Source organism: Gardnerella sp. DNF01180P, from assembly GCF_049244205.1.
GTDB lineage: Bacteria > Actinomycetota > Actinomycetes > Actinomycetales > Bifidobacteriaceae > Bifidobacterium > Bifidobacterium swidsinskii.
In genome coordinates, this window is the sequence record NZ_CP058386.1 from 70,278 (window position 1) to 89,032 (window position 18,755).

The window sequence follows — 18,755 nt, forward strand, 5'->3', positions numbered from 1 at the left end:
GACTATTACTTTCCGACTCCAACGTCTTTAACTTCCGCAAGTTGTGCTAAAGCAGCGCGCACGCGAAGCATAGCAGTATACGTGCAATATATGCGCTTAGCATTTTTAGTATTGCCACTAAAATCGCCATTTACAAAAGCTTTAGCATCTTCTTCCAAATCCGTATTCACATTGCGAGCCTCAACCTTATCGTATTGCAACCGCAAAGCCATATCCCATGCGCGAGTGCCCGAAACACACGCAACTCCAGTGCCGCTAAAGCTTGCAAAATCAACGTCCCACAGCCAGCTCATATCTCTACCGTCAGCGTATTCGTCACAAATTGCAATCATGGTATCGTGATTTTGTGGATGGTCCGAAGCAATCGCAAGTCTAAAACCAATAGGATTCTTCACTAAAACAAGCTCAACAGGAGCGCCATTAACTTCAATTACTTCTCCTCTACCAAAAGCAGGAGTTACGTGCGAAATCGCTTCCATAAGCGCGTCGTCGTCGAATTTTTGCAGCGCAGAATTTTGTTTTGTAGCATCCGCTAATATAGCGCGAACTACTGTTGCAGCTGCAGCAGCGTTGAAAATGTTGTAAGCGCCGTCGAGTTTTACAGATGTGGTTTTACTCTTGCCATCAAGTATAAACTCGGCCTCATGGTCTCCAACTTTTGAAAGCACAACGTCTACTTTAGGAAGATTGTTAGCCTTGCTTTCTGCAGTATCTTTGCAATTTTCGCTTTTTTCAGCAGTATTGTGCAAATCATCATCCGTTGGGAACATGCTTTTTACTGCGTCATCCAAACCAAAATACCGCACACAAGTCCCGGAAGGAACAACTTTTGCAAGCGCGCAAATACGTGAATCTTCGCGATTTAGCACTACCGTTCCTTCAGTTGCTGCAGCTACATTGCTTAATAGTTTTGCAGTTGTGTCAATTTCGCCGAATCGATCGAGCTGATCTCGCATAACATTTAGCAATAAAGAATAACGAGGCTTGATTTGATTTACAAAATGCACTGCGTACGCTTCGTCGAGCTCTAAAACTGCAATATCCGCATTTAATTTTGTGCCAAAAGCCGGCATTATTTTTGCAAGAGATGCCACTACTCCTCTAGTAAAGTTTGAACCGGTTGGATTAGTAAATACATTAAGCCCTGCGTCACGCAGCATAGAAGTTACCATACGCGTTGTGGTAGTTTTGCCATTAGTTCCGGAAATAAGAACTATTCCGTATGGCAATGATGCAAGAGTACGCGCTAGAAAGCCGGAATCAAGGCTCTCAATAACTTTCCCCGGCAATGCGCTTCCGCCATGATGTAGCACCCTAGAAAGAGCGCAAACAAGTTTACCAACAGCAGGCATTGCAAAACTGTACCAATGCTTATGCAAATTTTGACGCAACTTTTTATGCGATTCATGGTCGCGGCTTGACATACTAAATCACACCCCTTATTGCTGGTAGTCTTGCGGCATATCCATGAACTTGGAAGTTGCACCCAAGAAGGCAAGATTAAACGTGTCAGTAGGACCGTTACGATGCTTTGCCATAATAATATCTGCTTCGCCTGGGCGATCTTCCTTATTGTAAAAATCAGGGCGATGCACTAGGAACACAACGTCAGCATCCTGCTCAATAGAACCAGATTCGCGCAAATCTGAAAGCTGTGGTTTCTTGTCGTTTCGCATTTCCGGCCCTCGGTTAAGCTGGCTCAATGCCACAACTGGCACTTCAAGCTCTTTTGCAAGCAACTTAAGCGCACGTGAGAATTCCGAAACTTCCTGCTGTCGGCTTTCCACGCGCTTGCCGGAACTCATCAGCTGAAGGTAATCAATAACTACCAGTTTCAGATCATTAGTTTGCTTCAAACGACGGCATTTTGCGCGAATTTCCATCAAGCTCATATTTGGACTGTCATCAATAAAAAGCGGAGCGTTTTGCATTTTTGTCCAAAAAGTATTAAGAGTATTCCAACGATCCGGAGTAATATCTTCCGCTCTTCGCATAGCAGCAAGCGGAATATTAGTTTCTGCAGCAATAATGCGCTGAGCCAATTCCACTTTGCTCATTTCTAGAGAGAACACAATAGACGTCATATTGTGGTGCAGTGCTGCTGAACGAGCGAAATCAATGCCAAGTGTTGACTTACCCATAGCCGGACGACCAGCAACAACAATCATTTGACCAGGCTGCAAACCTTGAGTAACTTCGTCAATATCTCTAAATCCAGTCGGCACACCTTGCTCAAGTTCATGATTTTGCATTTTATCGAGCTGATCAAGAGTATTTTGCAAAACTGGGCCAATAGCAACGTAATCTTGACGCACTTTGCCGGCACTCATCTCATACACTTCTGATTGCGCAAGATTTACAATATCTTCTGCTTGCGCTCCGGAAGCAGAATAGCCCATTTGCGCAATTTTTGTGCCAGCAGTAATAACGTTACGAAGAACAGCATTTTGGTGCACAATATCTGCGTAGTACATTGCGTTTGCGGCTGTTGGCACAGAAGCTACTAGGCTGTGCAAATAGTCAGCTCCGCCAACTTTATCGAGATTTCCATCTTTCATTAATTCGTTAGCTACAAGCACAACATCAACAGGCTGGGATCCTGCAAAAAGCGTAAGAATAGCATCATAAATTGTTTGGTGCTGCGGTAAATAAAAATCTGATGTTTCAAGCAATTGAGACACTTCGCCAATAGCATCTTTGCTCATAAGCATTCCGCCAAGCACAGCCATTTCTGCATCAACATCGTGAGGAGGCACACGATCAAACAACGTAGCACCTACTTCAGCACCACGATTTGCAACGCCAGAACCATATGCAGAGGCGTCACCATTGCCACCACGATTGCTCCCTGCGCGGATAACATTGCCTTTAGTAGATTGCCACATATCATTATCTGCCATAAAAACGAGTATAAACGCGCGCACGTATTATGAAAAAACGTAAATGCATTAACACAAAACTTTATTTACATTTTTAGCGCAGAATCCATCCACGTATCATTTCTTATGCGCAAACTATTGCCTATTGCACGCCCCCCAATATAAACAGCATTTAAAACAACCCATAAAGTAATAGTTCTTACCACGTCATTAGCATCGACGACGACATCAAAAACGCTTGTGAGCGCCAAAAATGTTAAATACACAGCAGCCATTACTGAGCAAGCTTTTGCTAAGTAACGGTGATCACCTGCGCCAATTAATACGCCATCTAGTGCCCACATCCATCCAGCAAGAGGCAAGAACAATCCTAATATTGTCATGCCTACAGAAATTAAAAATTGAATATCTGTATGCTGACTAAATAGTGGCGCGCAACTCCAACCCACGAAAATCATGAATAAACCGACTCCTACGCTGCTTACAGCTCCCACTTGAGCACAAATACGCGTAATCATTCCTGCGCGCTTACGACAGCCTGCACCTAGCGCTGCAGCAACAATAGTCTGCGCAGCAATACCAATTGCATCCAAAATATTCATAACAAAATTCCAACAGGAATTAGCAACCTGATACGCAGCGAGAGTATTGGTGCCGAGATGGGTCGCAGTAACAACCGTAGCTACCATGCACACGCGCAATGCAAGTGTACGAACAAACAAAGGCATACCAGTTCCAGCAGAATGTAGAATATGCTGAAAATGTGGTTTGAGACGCGCACCACTTTGAGTAGCCCAAATAATTGCAGGAATAGTGAGAACAAGTCCCATATACCATTGCGCAATCATTGTTGCAATACCAGAACCAGCAATTCCCATGTTGAGACCAAATACTGCGATTATATCGAGAATAGTATTTAGAACAGCTCCACTTACAGCAGCAAATAATGTTATGCGCACGTTGCAAAGACCGCGAAATATGCCATTTGCTGCATATACGAGTAGCATCGCAGGCAATCCAGGCATAACCATTTGTGTGTACACAATAGCATTTTGCAACGTAGAGCCACGCGCGCCTATTGCGTAGCATAACGGTTCAGCGGCAAAAATAAGTATGACTGTAAGAATTATGCCAAGCAATAATGCAAGCCACAATCCATCCATTCCAATGCTAAAACCTTCTTGACGCTTACCTGCGCCTAAAAGACGCGCAACCTGTGAAGTTGTGTTGTAAGCCAAAAATAAGCAAAGACCTGTAGTAGTAAGAAGTACCGTTGATCCAATAGAAAGACCCGCTAGAGCACTTTTGCCAATATGACCAATAATAGCAGTGTCAATGAGTACAAATGCCGGCTCAGATATGAGCTGTCCAAAAGTCGGTACAGCTAGTAGCCAAATATTGCGCAGTACGTCTTTTTTGTTCTGGTTGTCCAACTTTTGATTTGTCATAATGCTTCATTCTACTGCTACTTTGTCACGCTTGCATAAAAGAAAATTGCAATATGCTAACAAATTTTATGCAAAAGCAATTGCGAGTGAAGTAACACAAATATGCGTAAATCGCAAATAAAAATATTATTTTAAAAAGTTATCCGCAGGATATCCACAATGTTATCCCCACTATGTGGATAAATTTGTGTGATATCCACGTAGACACGCCTAAAATGTGGATAACTTATCTTTTTTATCCACATCAAGCAATTCGTGCGTGTCATATGAATAACTTATTCACTAAAAATAAGTTATTCATTAAAAAAACTTGATTTTAAATTAGCAAAAATAGCAAAACCGCATATCTTAGATAAGACATGCGGTTTATACCAACATAATTCGAACTTGCTGCTAAATCATAGCGCTTACGCACATGCGTCTATTCTTTAGCACTATTATTTCGTTTTTCTGTTTTTTTATTCTTTTGCGATGATTCATCTTTTTTTACAGTTTCAAACTCTTCTTCAGAAGAAGACTCTTTTTGCTCAACTTCAGATTTAGAATCAACCTCAGAATCGCCTTGCTCAGGATTTGCCTCAGATTGATTAACCATAAAATCAGATTGTTCAACCTCGTTTTCACCCATATCAATATCAACAGAAGTAAGAACAGCCATTTGAGTTTTATTTGCATCATCATCTGCAACAGCAACTACAGCGCCATCATGACTTTGTGCAATAGAAGAAAAATCGTAAGCACGCTCTCCTTGATCAACCAAATCAACGCCCTTACGTTCCTTAGCTTCCGAAATACGCCATCCAAAAAGCTTTTCAAGAACAAAAGCTAATACTGCAGTTACAGCACCTGCATAAAGCACCGTAATCCCAATTAAGCACAGTTGTGCAACTAACTGATGCCAATCACCAACAGCGAGTAATCCAGAACCATCAGCAAATAAGCCTACTGCAAGCACACCAATAAGCGCAGCAACACCATTCACGCTAACTACATGCAAGGCACCATCGTAGCGCACAAAAGTACGAGAGTGAGTCACTAGAGAAGTAATAACACCAGAAAGAACACCCAAAACTAAAGCCCACAATGGAGCAATAACATCCGCGGCTGCAGCACTTGCAGCCAATCCAGCCATAACACCAGACGCAGCTCCCAAAGCAGTAAAGCATCCAGAGTGTAAACGTTCAGTCACACCCCAGGCAAGCATTGAAGCAGAAGCAGTTATTGTGGAACTCACCCAAGCATAACCTGCAACTCCAGGAACGCCTGCAGAAGAACCAATCATTAACCCAAGCCAACCGAACCAAATCAAGAAAACGCCAAGCATAACGAAAGGAACATTATGCGGATGGCGAGCAGCAACACCATTTTCAACGGCTGACTGCGTTGCAGTGGATTCAGCAGCAACCTCAGTCACTGTAGCAACTGGAGAGACAACAGTCTCACTAGCAGCATTTTTAGCATGCTCAACATCAGCCCACAATGCGCGCGATAAACGACTTTTAGAATTACGCGAATTAGTAGCTCCAGAATTAGCATTGCCACTCGTATGCGCAACATTCTTAATATGCAAAACAAAACGCTTAAGAGGGAAGTGAGCATGTCCGCCAATAATCATAACAATTGCAAAAGCCGAAACAGCCGCAGCAATATGCAATATAGAGCCACCCGCGAAGTCATGCACTGAAATACCTAACGCCTGTGAAATAGCACCATTAGGCGAAAGCAATCCACCACCGCACACCATATGTGCTAATGGAGCGAATACTAAAGTAATCCACACAGCTACGAAAATAAGCCAAATAGCGTAACGCACTCGACCGGCTAGAGCTCCAGTAATAAGCGCTACTGCAACAACAGCACATGCTAAACGAAAAGCTGCAGGAATGCCGCCAGATAATCCGGAATTTGCGTCCATAGACGTAAACACACCATGATCTGCCACCATCGAATCACGGAATAGCAAACCACTCAATGGATCACCTATAACACCACCAGCCATATCTTTGCCAGCAAAAGCTAACGACCATCCCCACAGCGTCCAAACCAGTGTGGTTACAGCAATAGCGCCAGCTGAAAGCATCATCATATTCACCATGGAAGTAGCGCGTTCACGGCCTCCATAGAACAGGGCAATACCCGGCGTAATAATAAACACCAACGCGCCAGCCAACAATGCCCATTGCGGATCCATTGTGGTCATTTTTCACCTCAATTATTTGAAACAGCGCAACAATAACATCATTGCAGCTTAAGTATTACTTTATATAACTATTGTACCGAGAAACTCTTATAGCCAAAACTCATAAAGACTTTAGTGGAACATTAAAAACTACCACTCATGCAACTACATCAATGCTCAGCATTAAGCGAGCAAACCGTCTACGAAGCTTTGAGCATCAAACGGCACTAAATCATCTGGTCCTTCGCCAAGACCTACTAGCTTAACCGGTACACCAAGTTCACGCTGTACAGCTATAACAATTCCACCTTTAGCGGAACCATCAAGCTTAGTAAGGACTACGCCCGTAATGCCAATAGCTTCAGCAAATACTTTTGCTTGAGACATGCCATTTTGACCAGTAGTAGCATCCAATACCAGCAATACTTCATCAACAGGCATAGTTTTTTCTATAACCCTACGAATTTTGCCAAGCTCTTCCATTAAATTTGCTTTATTCTGCAAACGACCAGCAGTATCTACAATCAATAAATCAGTTTGCTCTTCTTTTGCCTTATTCGCAGCAATAAAAGCAACAGAAGCAGGATCAGCACCATCTTTATTTGCACGAACAACTGGCACGCTTACTGCAGACGCCCAAGTTTCAAGTTGATCAGCTGCAGCCGCACGAAAAGTATCTGCTGCAGCAAACATTACTGAACGTTTTTTGGCAATAAACAATCGCGCTAATTTACCAGCAGTAGTGGTTTTACCGGTGCCATTAACGCCGACCATCATAATAACGCTAGGATGATGCGCATCTGATTTATCTACATTTAAGCGTCGATCAGCGTCTTCATCTACTATTTTCAATAGTTTCGTACGCAATGCTGAATGCACATCTTCTGAATTAGAGGTACCAGCAATGCGTGCATCTTTGCGTAGATCTTCTACTAATTCTTCACTAGCTCGAGAACCAACATCGGCCATAAGAAGAGTATCTTCTACATCTTCCCAATCTTCTTCCGAAAGATGGTCCTTGCTTATGATATTAAACAATGCACGACCAAATGGATTTGCACTATGAGCCAAACGTTCGCGAAGACGTTTAATACGCGAAGAAGTACTTTCTGGCAATAATTCAGACTTTACTTCTTCATTAGGTACAACAGCGACGTTACTTTCTATCTGTTTTTCAGATTTTTTTGTTCCACGCGCTTTAGTTTTGCTTGTATCGATTGCACTATCAACGCTTTCAGGAATTACTGGTCCATGACTATTGCTGTGAATGCGCAAAATCACTGCAACTGTTACTAATAAGATGACAATAACAACAGCCGCAGCCGCAAACCAAATTAGCATGTTCATATCCATAACCATATTCATGACATCAAGACTATGAAAGTCAAGGGACACTAGCAATATATTTCACTATTTTTTCTCATCTTTGTTACACTTCAACGTCAATATGCTTAGGTACACCTGCATCTATTACACTAGTAAAAGTAGTAATAAATAGCACGAGCTATTTATTACGCAAAATTTGAATTCACAAAATCATTGAGGAGGATTTTATGTCAGATCAGCCTACCGTAAATGTATACGGTGCAGATTGGTGTGGAGATTGCAAACGTGCGAAAGCTGCGCTAATCCAGTATGGTGTGGCATTCGTTTGGCACGATATTGAAACAGAAGAGGGTGCTGAAGAAAAAGCGATTGAAATTAGCAATCAAAAGCATATTCCAGTTGTTACTTTTGCAGATAATACTTTTATGGTTGAGCCATCAGCAACACAAATAAAAGCAAAACTTGAGTCACTCGGAATACTGCAATAAATATATGTAACACGCATAAGTTAACACGATATTCACTTCGTCGATTGAATGTAGTACACTTAGCATTTGTTGCCCCTTTAGCTCAATTGGCAGAGCAGAGTCCTTTTAAGTCTTGGGTTGTGGGTTCGAGTCCCACAGGGGGCACTTTTTTATACCCAAATTTAGGGTAAGCGAGTAAACTGCAATAAAAAAAAACGGGGAGTTGAACTCCCCGACGAAAAATTCACTTAAAATCAAAGACGGCAATCAATGCCGTACTTATTGAGAATTAGCTAATTACTTATATAACACAATACTCAACTTGCCCAAACACTAGCATCTTGATCATCTTCATCTATATCGTGACCTACAGGTGCTGGAGAAGAATACGTGTATTCATCATCCACAACGCCAGAATCAGCATCTGCATTAATAGCAGCAAGAACATGCTTATCCATTTTGTACTGAGGAAGCACATTTTTAATATAGCTTGTCACAGCATCTTGCATAGCAACGTCATGGCCAACTTTTTCTGCCATAAACCAACGATGATCCAACACTTCATGGAAGAACTGAGCTGGTTCAATTTGCGAACGGAATTCAGGAGGTATCATACGAACTGTTGGCTCGAAAATTTCACGCATCCAATCAGTTGCGACGATTTCCAGCTCTTCACCTTGACGCCATGTAGAAGTGCGATATGCATCCAAATCGTTTAGCAGCCTTCGAGCCTGATTCTCTTGAACATCCAATCCAGTAAGACGAAGAAGCTTGCGGGAAGCATAGCCAGCATCCACAACTCGAGGTCGAACCAAAACCCTTCGACCATCTTCTGAAGTCTTCATCTCCAACTCATCAACATCGAAACCAAGCTCATTTAGACGATTAACACGACGTTCAATTCGCCACATCTCATCAGGACTGAACTTATCAACGTCAGTAAGCGTACTCCAAAGCGAATGATAGCGATCTACTAGACGATTGCCTATACTGATTTCATCTACTTCTGTCGGTAAAAGCTGACCGGAGCTCAAATCCATAAGCTCACCAATAATGTTGGTTCGAGCTAAATCGATATCGTATTCTCGTTGACCTTCTGTTAAACTTCCATGCAAATCACCAGTTTCTGCGTCAACTAGGAATGCAGAAAAAGCATCTGCATCTCGCAAAAACAGCACGTTGGAAAGCGATACATCGCCCCAATAGAAGCCAGAAAGATGCAAGCGCACCATAAGAACAGCAAGCGCATCGATAAGGCGCTCTGCAGTATCCGGACGCAACGTACGAGCAAATAATGCACGATATGGTAGTGAGAACTTCAAATGTTTCGTAACTAACATTGCCTCAAGCTTTTCACCATTAGCGTCATGGCGTCCTGCAACAACAGCTATAGGAGTAACTGTAGGCAACTCAAGTTTACGAAGCCTACGCAAAAGCTCATACTCACGTTCTGCAACTTGACGAGTAATTTCCTTCATTGCATACACTTCATCGCCAACGTGAACAAATCGCACAACGTGGCGAGAAATACCACGCGGCAAATTCACGAATAAATCAGCAGGCCATTGAGAAAGTGGTAATTCCCAAGGCAGTGTAAACATTTTTGGATTTGAACTAGCCGCAGTAATCTTCAGTGCCTGCGGCTCTTGAGAAGACGCATTCTCGTCCTGTGCAGATACCGAAGTTGCTTGCACAGCACGCGGGTCTAATTGAGGAGCGTCATTCCATTCCATAAAGTTTATTTACCAATCAAGCTCATGCCAACGATATCACTGCATTCCAGATAAACACAGCTCAACCACCGACGAATTATTGATAACAACTATATATAATAAGCGATGCATTGTAATGATGTATTATTGTACACTTATTATGCTGCTTTTTTGTGCCAAAAACGGGGTTCGCGTCATATTGCGAACCCCGCTCTATACCTTATACCGAAAGTTTGCTCATTAGCTTATATAAGCAGGCAAACCAACGTTTTAGTTCAAACGCAACTCCGTAGAAGGTGCGAACAGATGCATCTTAGATGGATCAATCTTGATCTTCACGGTGTCGCCAACCTTTGGAAGAGCACGTGGGTTCACGCGAATAGTCGTGAGCTTATTTTGATCAGACATCATAGTAGATGCTTCCTCAGGAGAACCATCGGTGATGATATTGCCATAGATATAGCCATCAGAACCGAGATCTTCCACGTTCATTACCTTCAAGGAGAACGCATTTGGATCATCGGATGTTGCCAAGCTTGCATCTTCTGGACGGAAGCCAACAATAATCTGTCCGTTATCTTCTGCAGTGAGCTTGTCAACAGCCTCAGCTGGAAGAAGTATAGAATCCTCACCAATCTGAGCTCGACCGTTTACAACTGGATGCTGATTGATATTCATAGATGGTGAACCAATGAAGCCTGCAACGAATACGTTTGCAGGGCGGTCATAAAGCTCAGTAGGAGCTCCAACCTGCTGCAATACGCCAAGCTTAATCACTGCAATGCGATCGCCCATGGTCAAAGCTTCGGTCTGATCGTGGGTAACGTACAGAGTAGTAACACCAAGCTGACGCTGCAAAGCAGCAATCTGAGTACGAGTCTGAACGCGGAGCTTAGCGTCGAGGTTGGAAAGAGGCTCATCCATGAGGAATACTTTTGGTTCACGAACAATTGCGCGACCCATAGCAACACGCTGACGCTGACCACCAGACAAAGCCTTCGGCTTACGATCCAAATACTCTGTCAAATCCAACACTTCTGCAGCTTTTTCAACACGCTTGCGGATTTCTTCCTTAGGAACACCAGCAATCTTCAAAGCAAAGCCCATGTTATCAGCAACTGTCATATGCGGATACAGTGCATAATTCTGGAAGACCATTGCAATATCGCGATCCTTTGGCTGCATTGTAGTAACATCCTGACCACCGATGAGGATACGTCCTTTGTTAACCTCTTCAAGACCTGCCAACATACGCAAAGTAGTTGACTTACCGCAACCAGATGGACCAACGAGTACGAGGAACTCACCATCTTTAATAGTCATGTTCAAGTCATCAACCGAAGGCTTATCGTTGCCCGGGTATATACGAGTCACATGATCAAATACAACTTCTGCCATGATATGTCCTTTCATCGGCAGGTACGTGCCGAACGATCCGTAGTGAAGGGTGTGCACTCATGACCCCAATTCCTACATCGGCGGGTATCAATCGTCCACAGTTTACTTACCTGGTCCATTGAAGGTTCTCTTCGTTGAGCCATGCCTTAATATATCATGTTTATCTTAGAAAAACAGCAAAAAATCAGTATTTTGCATAAACTCGGCGTGTCGAGTAAGGCGCACAAAAGGAGAATAACTATGGATCAACAACAAGAAACAACAAATAATGAAATGCAAAAATCAAATACCCCTTATAGTAAAAGCTTAATTGGCATCGTAATAGCACTAATTATTCTTGCATTCGCTGCAGGAGCTGGGTTTATGACTTATTACAATTCAATCAATAAACCACAAGTAAAAATTGAAAATCCAACAACCAATAAGCCAGATACACAAACTGAGGATACAGCAGACTCCCAAATAACCAAAGAGATTAAAAAACTGCCTTCTTCTGACATCCCACCAGCATCTAATTTACAAGGCGGAATTCTTCTTAGCAAAGATGGGTACGGCAAGCAAGCTGCTGGTGCTCCTACAGTTGCCACTTATTTTGATCCTTTGTGCCCTGGTTGCGGATCCTTTAATCGTACTGTTGATGAAACTTTAATTAAAATGGTTGAAGCAGGTCAAATTAACCTAGAACTTCACCCAATGTCATTCTTAAATCGTTTTAGCTCAGATCAATATTCTTATCGCGTCTCAGGCGGTATTGCCTATATCGCTTCGCACGACAACGATCCAAAGCATTTGCTTAAGTTCATCAATAGTATTTTTAGCGAAAGATTCCAGCCGGAAGAAGGCGACGGATACCAAGCAACACCAAATAAAGCTCTTATTGATTTAGCTGAAGATGCTGGAGTTGCAGATAAGATTGCGAATGAAGCATTTAACTTACACTATGTTAAGTGGCAAGAAGTTATTAATGAGAATACTCCAGAAGAAAAAGCTTTATGGAATGTTTCTGGCTCTAATAAAGGCGCTATGACAACTCCAACAGTAACAATTAACGGTAAGCTAGTAGATCTCAATGCAGCTTCTGAAAAGCAAATGGATCCTTTGGAAGCTATATTAAAGTCTTTGGGAATCGATAAAAAACATGTTGGCAAATCTGGTCATATGCCGAAAGTTACGTATAAGAGTAAGCCGCTTGAATTATAAATAAAATTAAGTAATCTCTACACTAAAACGGACGTTAAGAATACACTTAACGTCCGTTTTTATTTAATAATTTAGATTTCTATAATTTAGCTTATTTACAATGCAATAGGGGAACTAGTGTCAGACACTTTAGGCATCTGACCTGCAACTCCAACTTGTTTTTTATCCAGGCCGATGCAATGAAGCAGAGCATCAAGCACCTTCATTTTTTTCTCATTAATGGCATTCATATCAAGCAATTTATCGTTAATAGTTACAGTCGGCGTTGTCATAGATCCTTTATTTGGACCGCTGACATTCCACAATTCCTTACGATCAGGAGTGTATTTATTAACTAGCAGCTGCCACTTCAAATATTGGCGGTTAAAAGCTTTACTTGCAATTTCGTTTGGAATTCCAGATTTCTTAGCCAGTTTAATCAACTCTTTATTGCTTACAGGCTTATATCCCTCGCTTTCTTCCGGCTGGAATTTTTCGTTAAAAATGCCATTGATAAACTGAAGCAAATGCTTTGGATTGTTATCATATGAAGCGATATAAGCAATAGCACTAGAAACACGAGTCGAGTAATGGTCAGTAGAAAGTCCATCCAAGAATGACATTGGGTGAAGTTCTAGGTTAATTTGACCTGCTTCAACCATTTTAATTAAAGTTTCATCAACAGTACGATTAAAGGATCCGCAACCAGGGCACAAAGGATCAAAATAAGTGGCAACTGTAGGAGCACCAACAGCTTGCTTGCCGTACCCATCCTTGCTAAAAAGAATGCCATTCTTAGAATTAACACCGCTTGGACGAATACTTGGATCAATATTATCCAAATTATGATTAGATTTTGCAGATTGCTCTATTTTTTTCTGAGGCTGAACGTAAGCTGCCTGATACGCAGTAATGCCTACAGCAGCCAACATAGCCGCAACAATAATTACTACAATAGCGCCGATAATTGCTTGCTGACGACGCTCACGCGCCTCACGCGCTGCACGTTCGCGATTTTCTATAGTTCTTTGTAGGCGAGTAGCAGATGAATCTCCCTGCTTATTATCACGCATCTGAATTTTAGGCATTGTTATCCTTCAACCATTTATTTCGCACACTAAGACTCGTTCCTAGCAGCATTCTTGCTAATGAAATAATAACTTCATCACAGTTTAGTAGATGGCATCAACGGAAAATACACATTACGTATCATACTATTTTTATTTTTCAAATGATTTTCCAGAATAAAATAACGCACCTAATCCTAAACGGAATTTTGTAGTCCACTTAACTGCAGCAAAAATAACCCATGCAACAATAAATCCTAGAGCATATCCAACTGCAGTACTTGAAAAAATATTAGGTGAGTAAGTTGGTAAAAGAATACGCAAGGATCCAACATCTATAGAAAGTAATTCAGGATTATTACCGCAGAAAAATGGATATATAACAGCTCCAATACCTCCAGAAACAACAATAGCTATAACTCGTGGAAGCATGTAAACAAATCCTCGAATAATATGCCACGGTAAAGTTGCAATAAGCACTACAGAATCATGGCGAGGAATTATTCCATCGTTAAGTTGCCATCTTCGCAAGCTTGATGAAATACTGTAGCCGGATGTTGCACTAATCCACATAAAAACCATCGCAAAACCAATAGAATCGAGAATGCTTAAGCAAGCAATGGCTAAATGAAGAATTATACAAATCAGCAGTATCCATGTTCCTCTACGCGCATAATCATGTTTATTAAGAGCAGGATCAACAGAAGACACTTCATCACTTTTAACGTGTAGAGAATCACCTGCTTCATTTTCAATATTGCCATTATCAAAAGTGTTATCAGAAGAACGAATAAGTTTTGAAGATTGTGCAATGCGTGAATTGTTTGAATTGTCGTCCTGTATATTCTGAAAATCTACATCGTTTAACGTATTAATTCGTGTTTTTTCATCCACACAAAATGTTTTATCGTCTTCACTATTATCTAATGAATGTGGCATAACAGTAGTAGAACGAACAGTTACGGTTGGCATTTCTCCATCAGAATTAAGATTTGTTATGCCAGCTGTACCAGCTGCATCGCAGGTACGAGAATTTGTTAGTATAGCAGTTTTTTCTTTTGTTTCACGACTTGTTTCACACCACATTTTACGCATAGTTATGTTAGTGGCATTACGGTCAAAAGGGCGGTTCGCCTCCGGCCAGGCTAAAGGATCCATAGCATCTTGACTAATTGCATTTTCTAAATCAGATGGCATGCAACGCTGCTCTCGAATCGGATTCAAAGCCTTACGAAAAGCAGCCATTGTTCTAGGAGGTAACCCAGTTAAATCTGCATTGCCTGAGGCAGCACGCTCCAAAACCGCCATCATAGGCTTTGTGCCAAAAACAGGCTTACCGGTAGCCGCAAATGCAAGCACAGCAGCAACAGACCACCAATCTGTAAGTTCATCTGAATCTCCGCCTTCAATAATTTCTGGAGCAATAAAACCAGGAGTGCCCATCACTAATCCCGTGCGAGTAACATGGCTTTCACCTTCGCCCATCGCAATCCCAAAATCTACCAATACAGGTCCAGTAGCAGAAATCATTACATTAGTTGGTTTAATATCGCGATGAACAATACCGGCTTCATGAACTGCTTTAACAGCTTCAATAAGCTTATGCGCAAGACGCTCCAAATCATCTGCAATATAAGGTCCATTCTCATCCACGTCTTCGCGCAAATTATGTCCTTCAATCAACTCTGTCACAATAAAAGCGATTGAAGCATCTAATTCCATATCCACTATCGCGCAAACACCTGGATGATGAATCCTCTGCAAAGCCAAAGCTTCACGTTTTAAACGTATTCGAGCGCGTTCCTGCTCAGAATCTTCATCTTCACTCTGTTTTGCATGAACAGACGCACGTAATATTTTCATAGCATATTGATTGCCGCCATCGTCATTAACGCGCCAAACTGACCCCATTGCGCCGCCGCCAAGCCTAGAAATAAGCGTGTATCCGCCTACATTAGTCCCTGGTTGCAAATCGAACATGCTTGTATCTTCCATACTGCATTATGTTAATGCCTTATATTGCCAAATACGCAAATATAAACAACAAAAAACACGCCGTTTCTATATTCAACATCGCCGTAATTTTGTAATGACGTGGCATATGGTACACTAATCAATTGTTCTACTTAGCATGATTCGTCATGCTAACGAGAAACTTCGCCTCCTTAGCTCAGATGGCCAGAGCGGCCGCCTTGTAAGCGGCAGGTCGCCGGTTCGATCCCGGCAGGAGGCTCCATTTTTATTCCACTCGTTTCGCGAGTATTTCTTATTTTCCATTCACATATTCCAGAACTATAGTTTTGTTATCTTTCGTATCACATATAATGACGTGAAATGATTAAAGCAGAGGGGATAGTGGCTAATTAACTATTCAAAAATAGAAAAGATTTTTATTTTTCATATACAGTGCCAGATTATGGCGTATTATGAAAATAACAAATCTATATCTGTGCGCATGATTATCTTTATAACAAAACTTTTCGCGAGTAAGAACTCGGGAACCTTCCCCCAACTCAGGGTTTCCGAGGTGAGAGTGGAGCATCCCCCAACCAGCTCCACCTCATAGGGGGCGGGAATATCCCCTTCTCTCCCGCCCCCACTTTTATTTTGTTTTGCACTCAATTTTGAATGCAATACTGAAGGTATAATAGAGAAGTTAGCATTATTGCAAAGGGAGTGATTGTATGGCACGTCGATGGACGCCTAGACGATTAATAGTGATGCGTCGTGCAAGAATAATCGCCTGCGTTTTATCTATATCACTCACAGCAACAAGCTTGTTTATATTTACAGCTAAAAAATCTGTTGCAATGATTATAAATGGAAAAACGCATATTGTAAGCACTTATTCAACAAATCCAATACGTTTATTGGAAGAACAACACGTGCCAGTAAAAACTCACGATCAAATTATTTCTTCTTCTGGAGATATTCTCACAAATCATTCTACTGTAACAGTTCGCAGTGCTTATCAAACTTCTATCACTGTAGATGGAGTAACTATACCGTTCTGGACTGTTGCAACTAGTGTCGATCAATTAATCGGCTTTTTTAAAGCTAATGCTAAGAACGCTTCACGAATTACAGTAAATTTGCAAAATATTTACGATAAACTCACTTGCGGCTTATCAATTAATAAAAAAGGTCCAATTAGCGTTATCGCTGACAGGAAAACACGCATTGTGCAAAATGGAGACTTACCTGCGAGCGCAATTCTTGATTCTCAAGGTATAGTGCTCGGCAAGGAAGATCGCGTAAGCGTAGAAGAAGATGATGGAAATACTGTTTTACGTGTTTCTCGAGTTACTCATGGCAAAGAAAGTCGTACAGTTTCATTACCTTTTGCCACACAAACTGTAGTAGATCCTAAACTTCCAGCGAATTCTCGCGTTGTACAACAAGTTGGCGTGAATGGTGAGCGCGAAGATGTTTATAACGTTACATACGTAGATGGCAAAGCAGAAAGCGCAACTTTAGTTTCGCAAAATTTGGTAAAGCCTGCAGTTAATCAAGTTATTGCTGTAGGTAAGGCTGCTCCTGCACCAATTCACAAAAATAATACAAATACGCAAAAGTCAAAACAATCCAAACAACAAACAAACGCTCAACACAAAAAGCAGAATACTGAGCAGCCTGCAAAACAGGAGAAGAAAAACAGCCAACAGCAAACTCAACAACAAACCGCATCTGCAGCTCCCGCACCTGCAGCTAATCCACCTGCACCCGCTCCAAGCTCTAATCCCGATAGCCTTGTACATGCTACTCCAGAACAAGCTAAACTATTCGCTCAGGGCGCAGCTGCGCAAATGGGTTGGACCGGTAAAGAATGGGAAGATCTTTTATGGTTATGGAATAGGGAATCTGGATGGAGATGGAACGCAGAAAATCCTAGATCACACGCTTATGGCATTCCTCAAGCTCTTCCTGGAAATAAAATGAGCAGTGCAGGAGCTAATTGGCATGAAGATGCCGCAATACAAATTAGCTGGGGTCTAAGTTACATTAAGAGCAAATATAAAACACCTAGTGGAGCAGTAAAGCATTCGCGCGAAATTGGCTGGTATTAAAAGGCAGCAGCGTGTTTTAACGCACTTTGGCGCAACGGATTAATTGTTACGAAATTTGGACGGTAAAACTTTGACAGAAATCAGCATTGAAAATGAAGGTCAGCTTTTAGGTGCAGCAGATATTAGACGTATTGCTGCCGAGGAAGGCATTACTCCTACCAAAAAGTTTGGTCAAAATTTCGTTATTGATCCTGGTACAGTGCGAAAAATAGTAGCGGCAGCTGAAGTTAAATCTGGCGATATCGTTATGGAAGTAGGGCCTGGTCTTGGTTCTCTTACTCTTGCAATATTGCAAACAGGAGCACAGCTTACTGCAGTAGAAATAGACCCTCCGCTAGCTCGACGATTGCCGCATACTGTAGAAGAATTTATGCCTCAATCAATGCAAAAATTTAACGTCATTCTAAAAGACGCTTTGACAGTAAATGCCGATGATGTTCCACAGATTGCGCAGGCTAAACAATTTACTCTTGTTGCAAACCTGCCATACAATGTTGCGACGCCTATTATTCTTACTTTGCTAGAAAAATTTAGTAACTTACAGAATTTTCTAGTTATGGTTCAAAAAGAGGTAGCAGATCGTTTATGCGCACAACCTGGGAATAAAGTATATGGCACACCAAGTGTTAAGTTGGCGTGGTACGGCAAAGCCCAACGCGCAGGGCTTATCGGTCGTAATGTATTTTGGCCATCGCCAAACGTTGATTCAGCATTAGTTTCTTTTACTCGCAATTGCACAGGCAAAGGTGACAATAATGAACGTGAGGGAGTATTCGCTTTCATTGATGCCGCCTTCCAGCAACGACGTAAGACATTGCACGCAGCTCTTAAAAATCAAGTTCCAGAAGAAGCATATAAAAATTCTGGAATTGACCCAACTAGACGCGGCGAGACGCTTACTTGCGATGAATTTATTGCTTTATATCGCGCATGCAAAGATTGTAAAAATTATAAATAAAACGCATATTTATTCGTTGAATAAATATGCAAAATAAAATATTACGCAATGAAATATTACGTATATTCTGCAGCT

At 41.7% G+C, this 18,755-nt stretch carries 13 protein-coding genes and 2 tRNA genes; 6 read left to right on the forward strand and 9 right to left on the reverse strand.

Going from position 1 to position 18,755, the window contains the following annotated elements:
- Window positions 1-5: 5 nt before the first annotated feature.
- The 5 genes from HXT40_RS00320 to ftsY all read right to left on the reverse strand — a co-directional run bounded on the left by HXT40_RS00320 (window position 6) and on the right by ftsY (window position 7,871).
- Window positions 6-1,424, reverse strand: coding sequence for a MurT ligase domain-containing protein (locus HXT40_RS00320; RefSeq protein WP_410310264.1), 1,419 nt, complete (start codon window positions 1,422-1,424; stop codon window positions 6-8).
- A gap of 15 nt (window positions 1,425-1,439) precedes the next feature.
- A complete protein-coding gene (gene dnaB / locus HXT40_RS00325; RefSeq protein WP_032835455.1) occupies window positions 1,440-2,900 on the reverse strand; it encodes a replicative DNA helicase in 1,461 nt (486 codons plus the stop codon).
- Between the two features lie 65 nt (window positions 2,901-2,965).
- Window positions 2,966-4,327 (reverse strand): MATE family efflux transporter, encoded by a 1,362-nt coding sequence (locus HXT40_RS00330; RefSeq protein ID WP_102155557.1) that lies wholly within the window; start codon window positions 4,325-4,327, stop codon window positions 2,966-2,968.
- 421 nt (window positions 4,328-4,748) lie between these two features.
- A complete protein-coding gene (locus HXT40_RS00335) occupies window positions 4,749-6,527 on the reverse strand; it encodes an ammonium transporter (protein ID WP_102703298.1) in 1,779 nt (592 codons plus the stop codon).
- A 162-nt stretch (window positions 6,528-6,689) separates the two neighbouring features.
- Window positions 6,690-7,871, reverse strand: coding sequence for a signal recognition particle-docking protein FtsY (ftsY, locus tag HXT40_RS00340; protein WP_102703297.1), 1,182 nt, complete (start codon window positions 7,869-7,871; stop codon window positions 6,690-6,692).
- A 188-nt stretch (window positions 7,872-8,059) separates the two neighbouring features.
- Between ftsY and HXT40_RS00345 the strand changes: the two genes are divergently transcribed.
- Both HXT40_RS00345 and HXT40_RS00350 read left to right on the forward strand, forming a co-directional pair.
- Window positions 8,060-8,320 carry a glutaredoxin domain-containing protein gene (locus tag HXT40_RS00345; protein ID WP_004110149.1) on the forward strand — a complete coding sequence of 87 codons (261 nt, stop codon included), beginning with the start codon at window positions 8,060-8,062 and terminating at the stop codon, window positions 8,318-8,320.
- A 71-nt stretch (window positions 8,321-8,391) separates the two neighbouring features.
- Window positions 8,392-8,464 (forward strand) — tRNA-Lys (locus HXT40_RS00350).
- 152 nt (window positions 8,465-8,616) lie between these two features.
- On the opposite strand, the gene HXT40_RS00355 is transcribed toward HXT40_RS00350, so the two are convergent.
- Entirely contained in the window at window positions 8,617-10,032 is a 1,416-nt protein-coding gene (locus HXT40_RS00355; RefSeq protein ID WP_004110152.1) for a DUF4032 domain-containing protein, read from the reverse strand.
- A gap of 249 nt (window positions 10,033-10,281) precedes the next feature.
- On the reverse strand, window positions 10,282-11,409 hold the full coding sequence (locus HXT40_RS00360) for an ABC transporter ATP-binding protein (protein WP_004110155.1): 1,128 nt from the start codon (window positions 11,407-11,409) through the stop codon (window positions 10,282-10,284).
- A gap of 240 nt (window positions 11,410-11,649) precedes the next feature.
- Here HXT40_RS00360 and HXT40_RS00365 point away from each other — a divergent pair, with 240 nt between their 5' ends.
- Entirely contained in the window at window positions 11,650-12,609 is a 960-nt protein-coding gene (locus tag HXT40_RS00365) for a DsbA family protein (RefSeq protein WP_102703296.1), read from the forward strand.
- Between the two features lie 95 nt (window positions 12,610-12,704).
- Here the strand turns inward: HXT40_RS00365 and HXT40_RS00370 are convergent, their stop codons facing one another.
- Both HXT40_RS00370 and HXT40_RS00375 read right to left on the reverse strand, forming a co-directional pair.
- Window positions 12,705-13,676 carry a DsbA family protein gene (locus HXT40_RS00370; RefSeq protein ID WP_421777246.1) on the reverse strand — a complete coding sequence of 324 codons (972 nt, stop codon included), beginning with the start codon at window positions 13,674-13,676 and terminating at the stop codon, window positions 12,705-12,707.
- A gap of 132 nt (window positions 13,677-13,808) precedes the next feature.
- On the reverse strand, window positions 13,809-15,650 hold the full coding sequence (locus HXT40_RS00375; protein WP_076002522.1) for a serine/threonine-protein kinase: 1,842 nt from the start codon (window positions 15,648-15,650) through the stop codon (window positions 13,809-13,811).
- A gap of 164 nt (window positions 15,651-15,814) precedes the next feature.
- Here HXT40_RS00375 and HXT40_RS00380 point away from each other — a divergent pair.
- The 3 genes from HXT40_RS00380 to rsmA all read left to right on the forward strand — a co-directional run bounded on the left by HXT40_RS00380 (window position 15,815) and on the right by rsmA (window position 18,680).
- Window positions 15,815-15,891: transfer RNA gene (locus HXT40_RS00380), tRNA-Thr, on the forward strand.
- Between the two features lie 448 nt (window positions 15,892-16,339).
- Window positions 16,340-17,722 carry a G5 domain-containing protein gene (locus HXT40_RS00385; RefSeq protein ID WP_421777247.1) on the forward strand — a complete coding sequence of 461 codons (1,383 nt, stop codon included), beginning with the start codon at window positions 16,340-16,342 and terminating at the stop codon, window positions 17,720-17,722.
- A gap of 55 nt (window positions 17,723-17,777) precedes the next feature.
- A complete protein-coding gene (rsmA, locus tag HXT40_RS00390) occupies window positions 17,778-18,680 on the forward strand; it encodes a 16S rRNA (adenine(1518)-N(6)/adenine(1519)-N(6))-dimethyltransferase RsmA (protein ID WP_116432053.1) in 903 nt (300 codons plus the stop codon).
- Window positions 18,681-18,755: the final 75 nt, after the last annotated feature.

Bases quoted from the DNA above. Each gene is read 5' to 3' on its own strand.
- HXT40_RS00320 (WP_410310264.1), bottom strand. From the start codon at position 1,424: ATGTCAAGCCGCGACCATGAATCGCATAAAAAGTTGCGTCAAAATTTG.
- dnaB (WP_032835455.1), bottom strand. From the start codon at position 2,900: ATGGCAGATAATGATATGTGGCAATCTACTAAAGGCAATGTTATCCGC.
- HXT40_RS00345 (WP_004110149.1), top strand. From the start codon at position 8,060: ATGTCAGATCAGCCTACCGTAAATGTATACGGTGCAGATTGGTGTGGA.
- HXT40_RS00375 (WP_076002522.1), bottom strand. From the start codon at position 15,650: ATGGAAGATACAAGCATGTTCGATTTGCAACCAGGGACTAATGTAGGC.
- HXT40_RS00355 (WP_004110152.1), bottom strand. From the start codon at position 10,032: ATGGAATGGAATGACGCTCCTCAATTAGACCCGCGTGCTGTGCAAGCA.
- HXT40_RS00330 (WP_102155557.1), bottom strand. From the start codon at position 4,327: ATGACAAATCAAAAGTTGGACAACCAGAACAAAAAAGACGTACTGCGC.
- HXT40_RS00335 (WP_102703298.1), bottom strand. From the start codon at position 6,527: ATGACCACAATGGATCCGCAATGGGCATTGTTGGCTGGCGCGTTGGTG.
- HXT40_RS00360 (WP_004110155.1), bottom strand. From the start codon at position 11,409: ATGGCAGAAGTTGTATTTGATCATGTGACTCGTATATACCCGGGCAAC.
- HXT40_RS00365 (WP_102703296.1), top strand. From the start codon at position 11,650: ATGGATCAACAACAAGAAACAACAAATAATGAAATGCAAAAATCAAAT.
- HXT40_RS00370 (WP_421777246.1), bottom strand. From the start codon at position 13,676: ATGCCTAAAATTCAGATGCGTGATAATAAGCAGGGAGATTCATCTGCT.
- HXT40_RS00385 (WP_421777247.1), top strand. From the start codon at position 16,340: ATGGCACGTCGATGGACGCCTAGACGATTAATAGTGATGCGTCGTGCA.
- ftsY (WP_102703297.1), bottom strand. From the start codon at position 7,871: ATGAATATGGTTATGGATATGAACATGCTAATTTGGTTTGCGGCTGCG.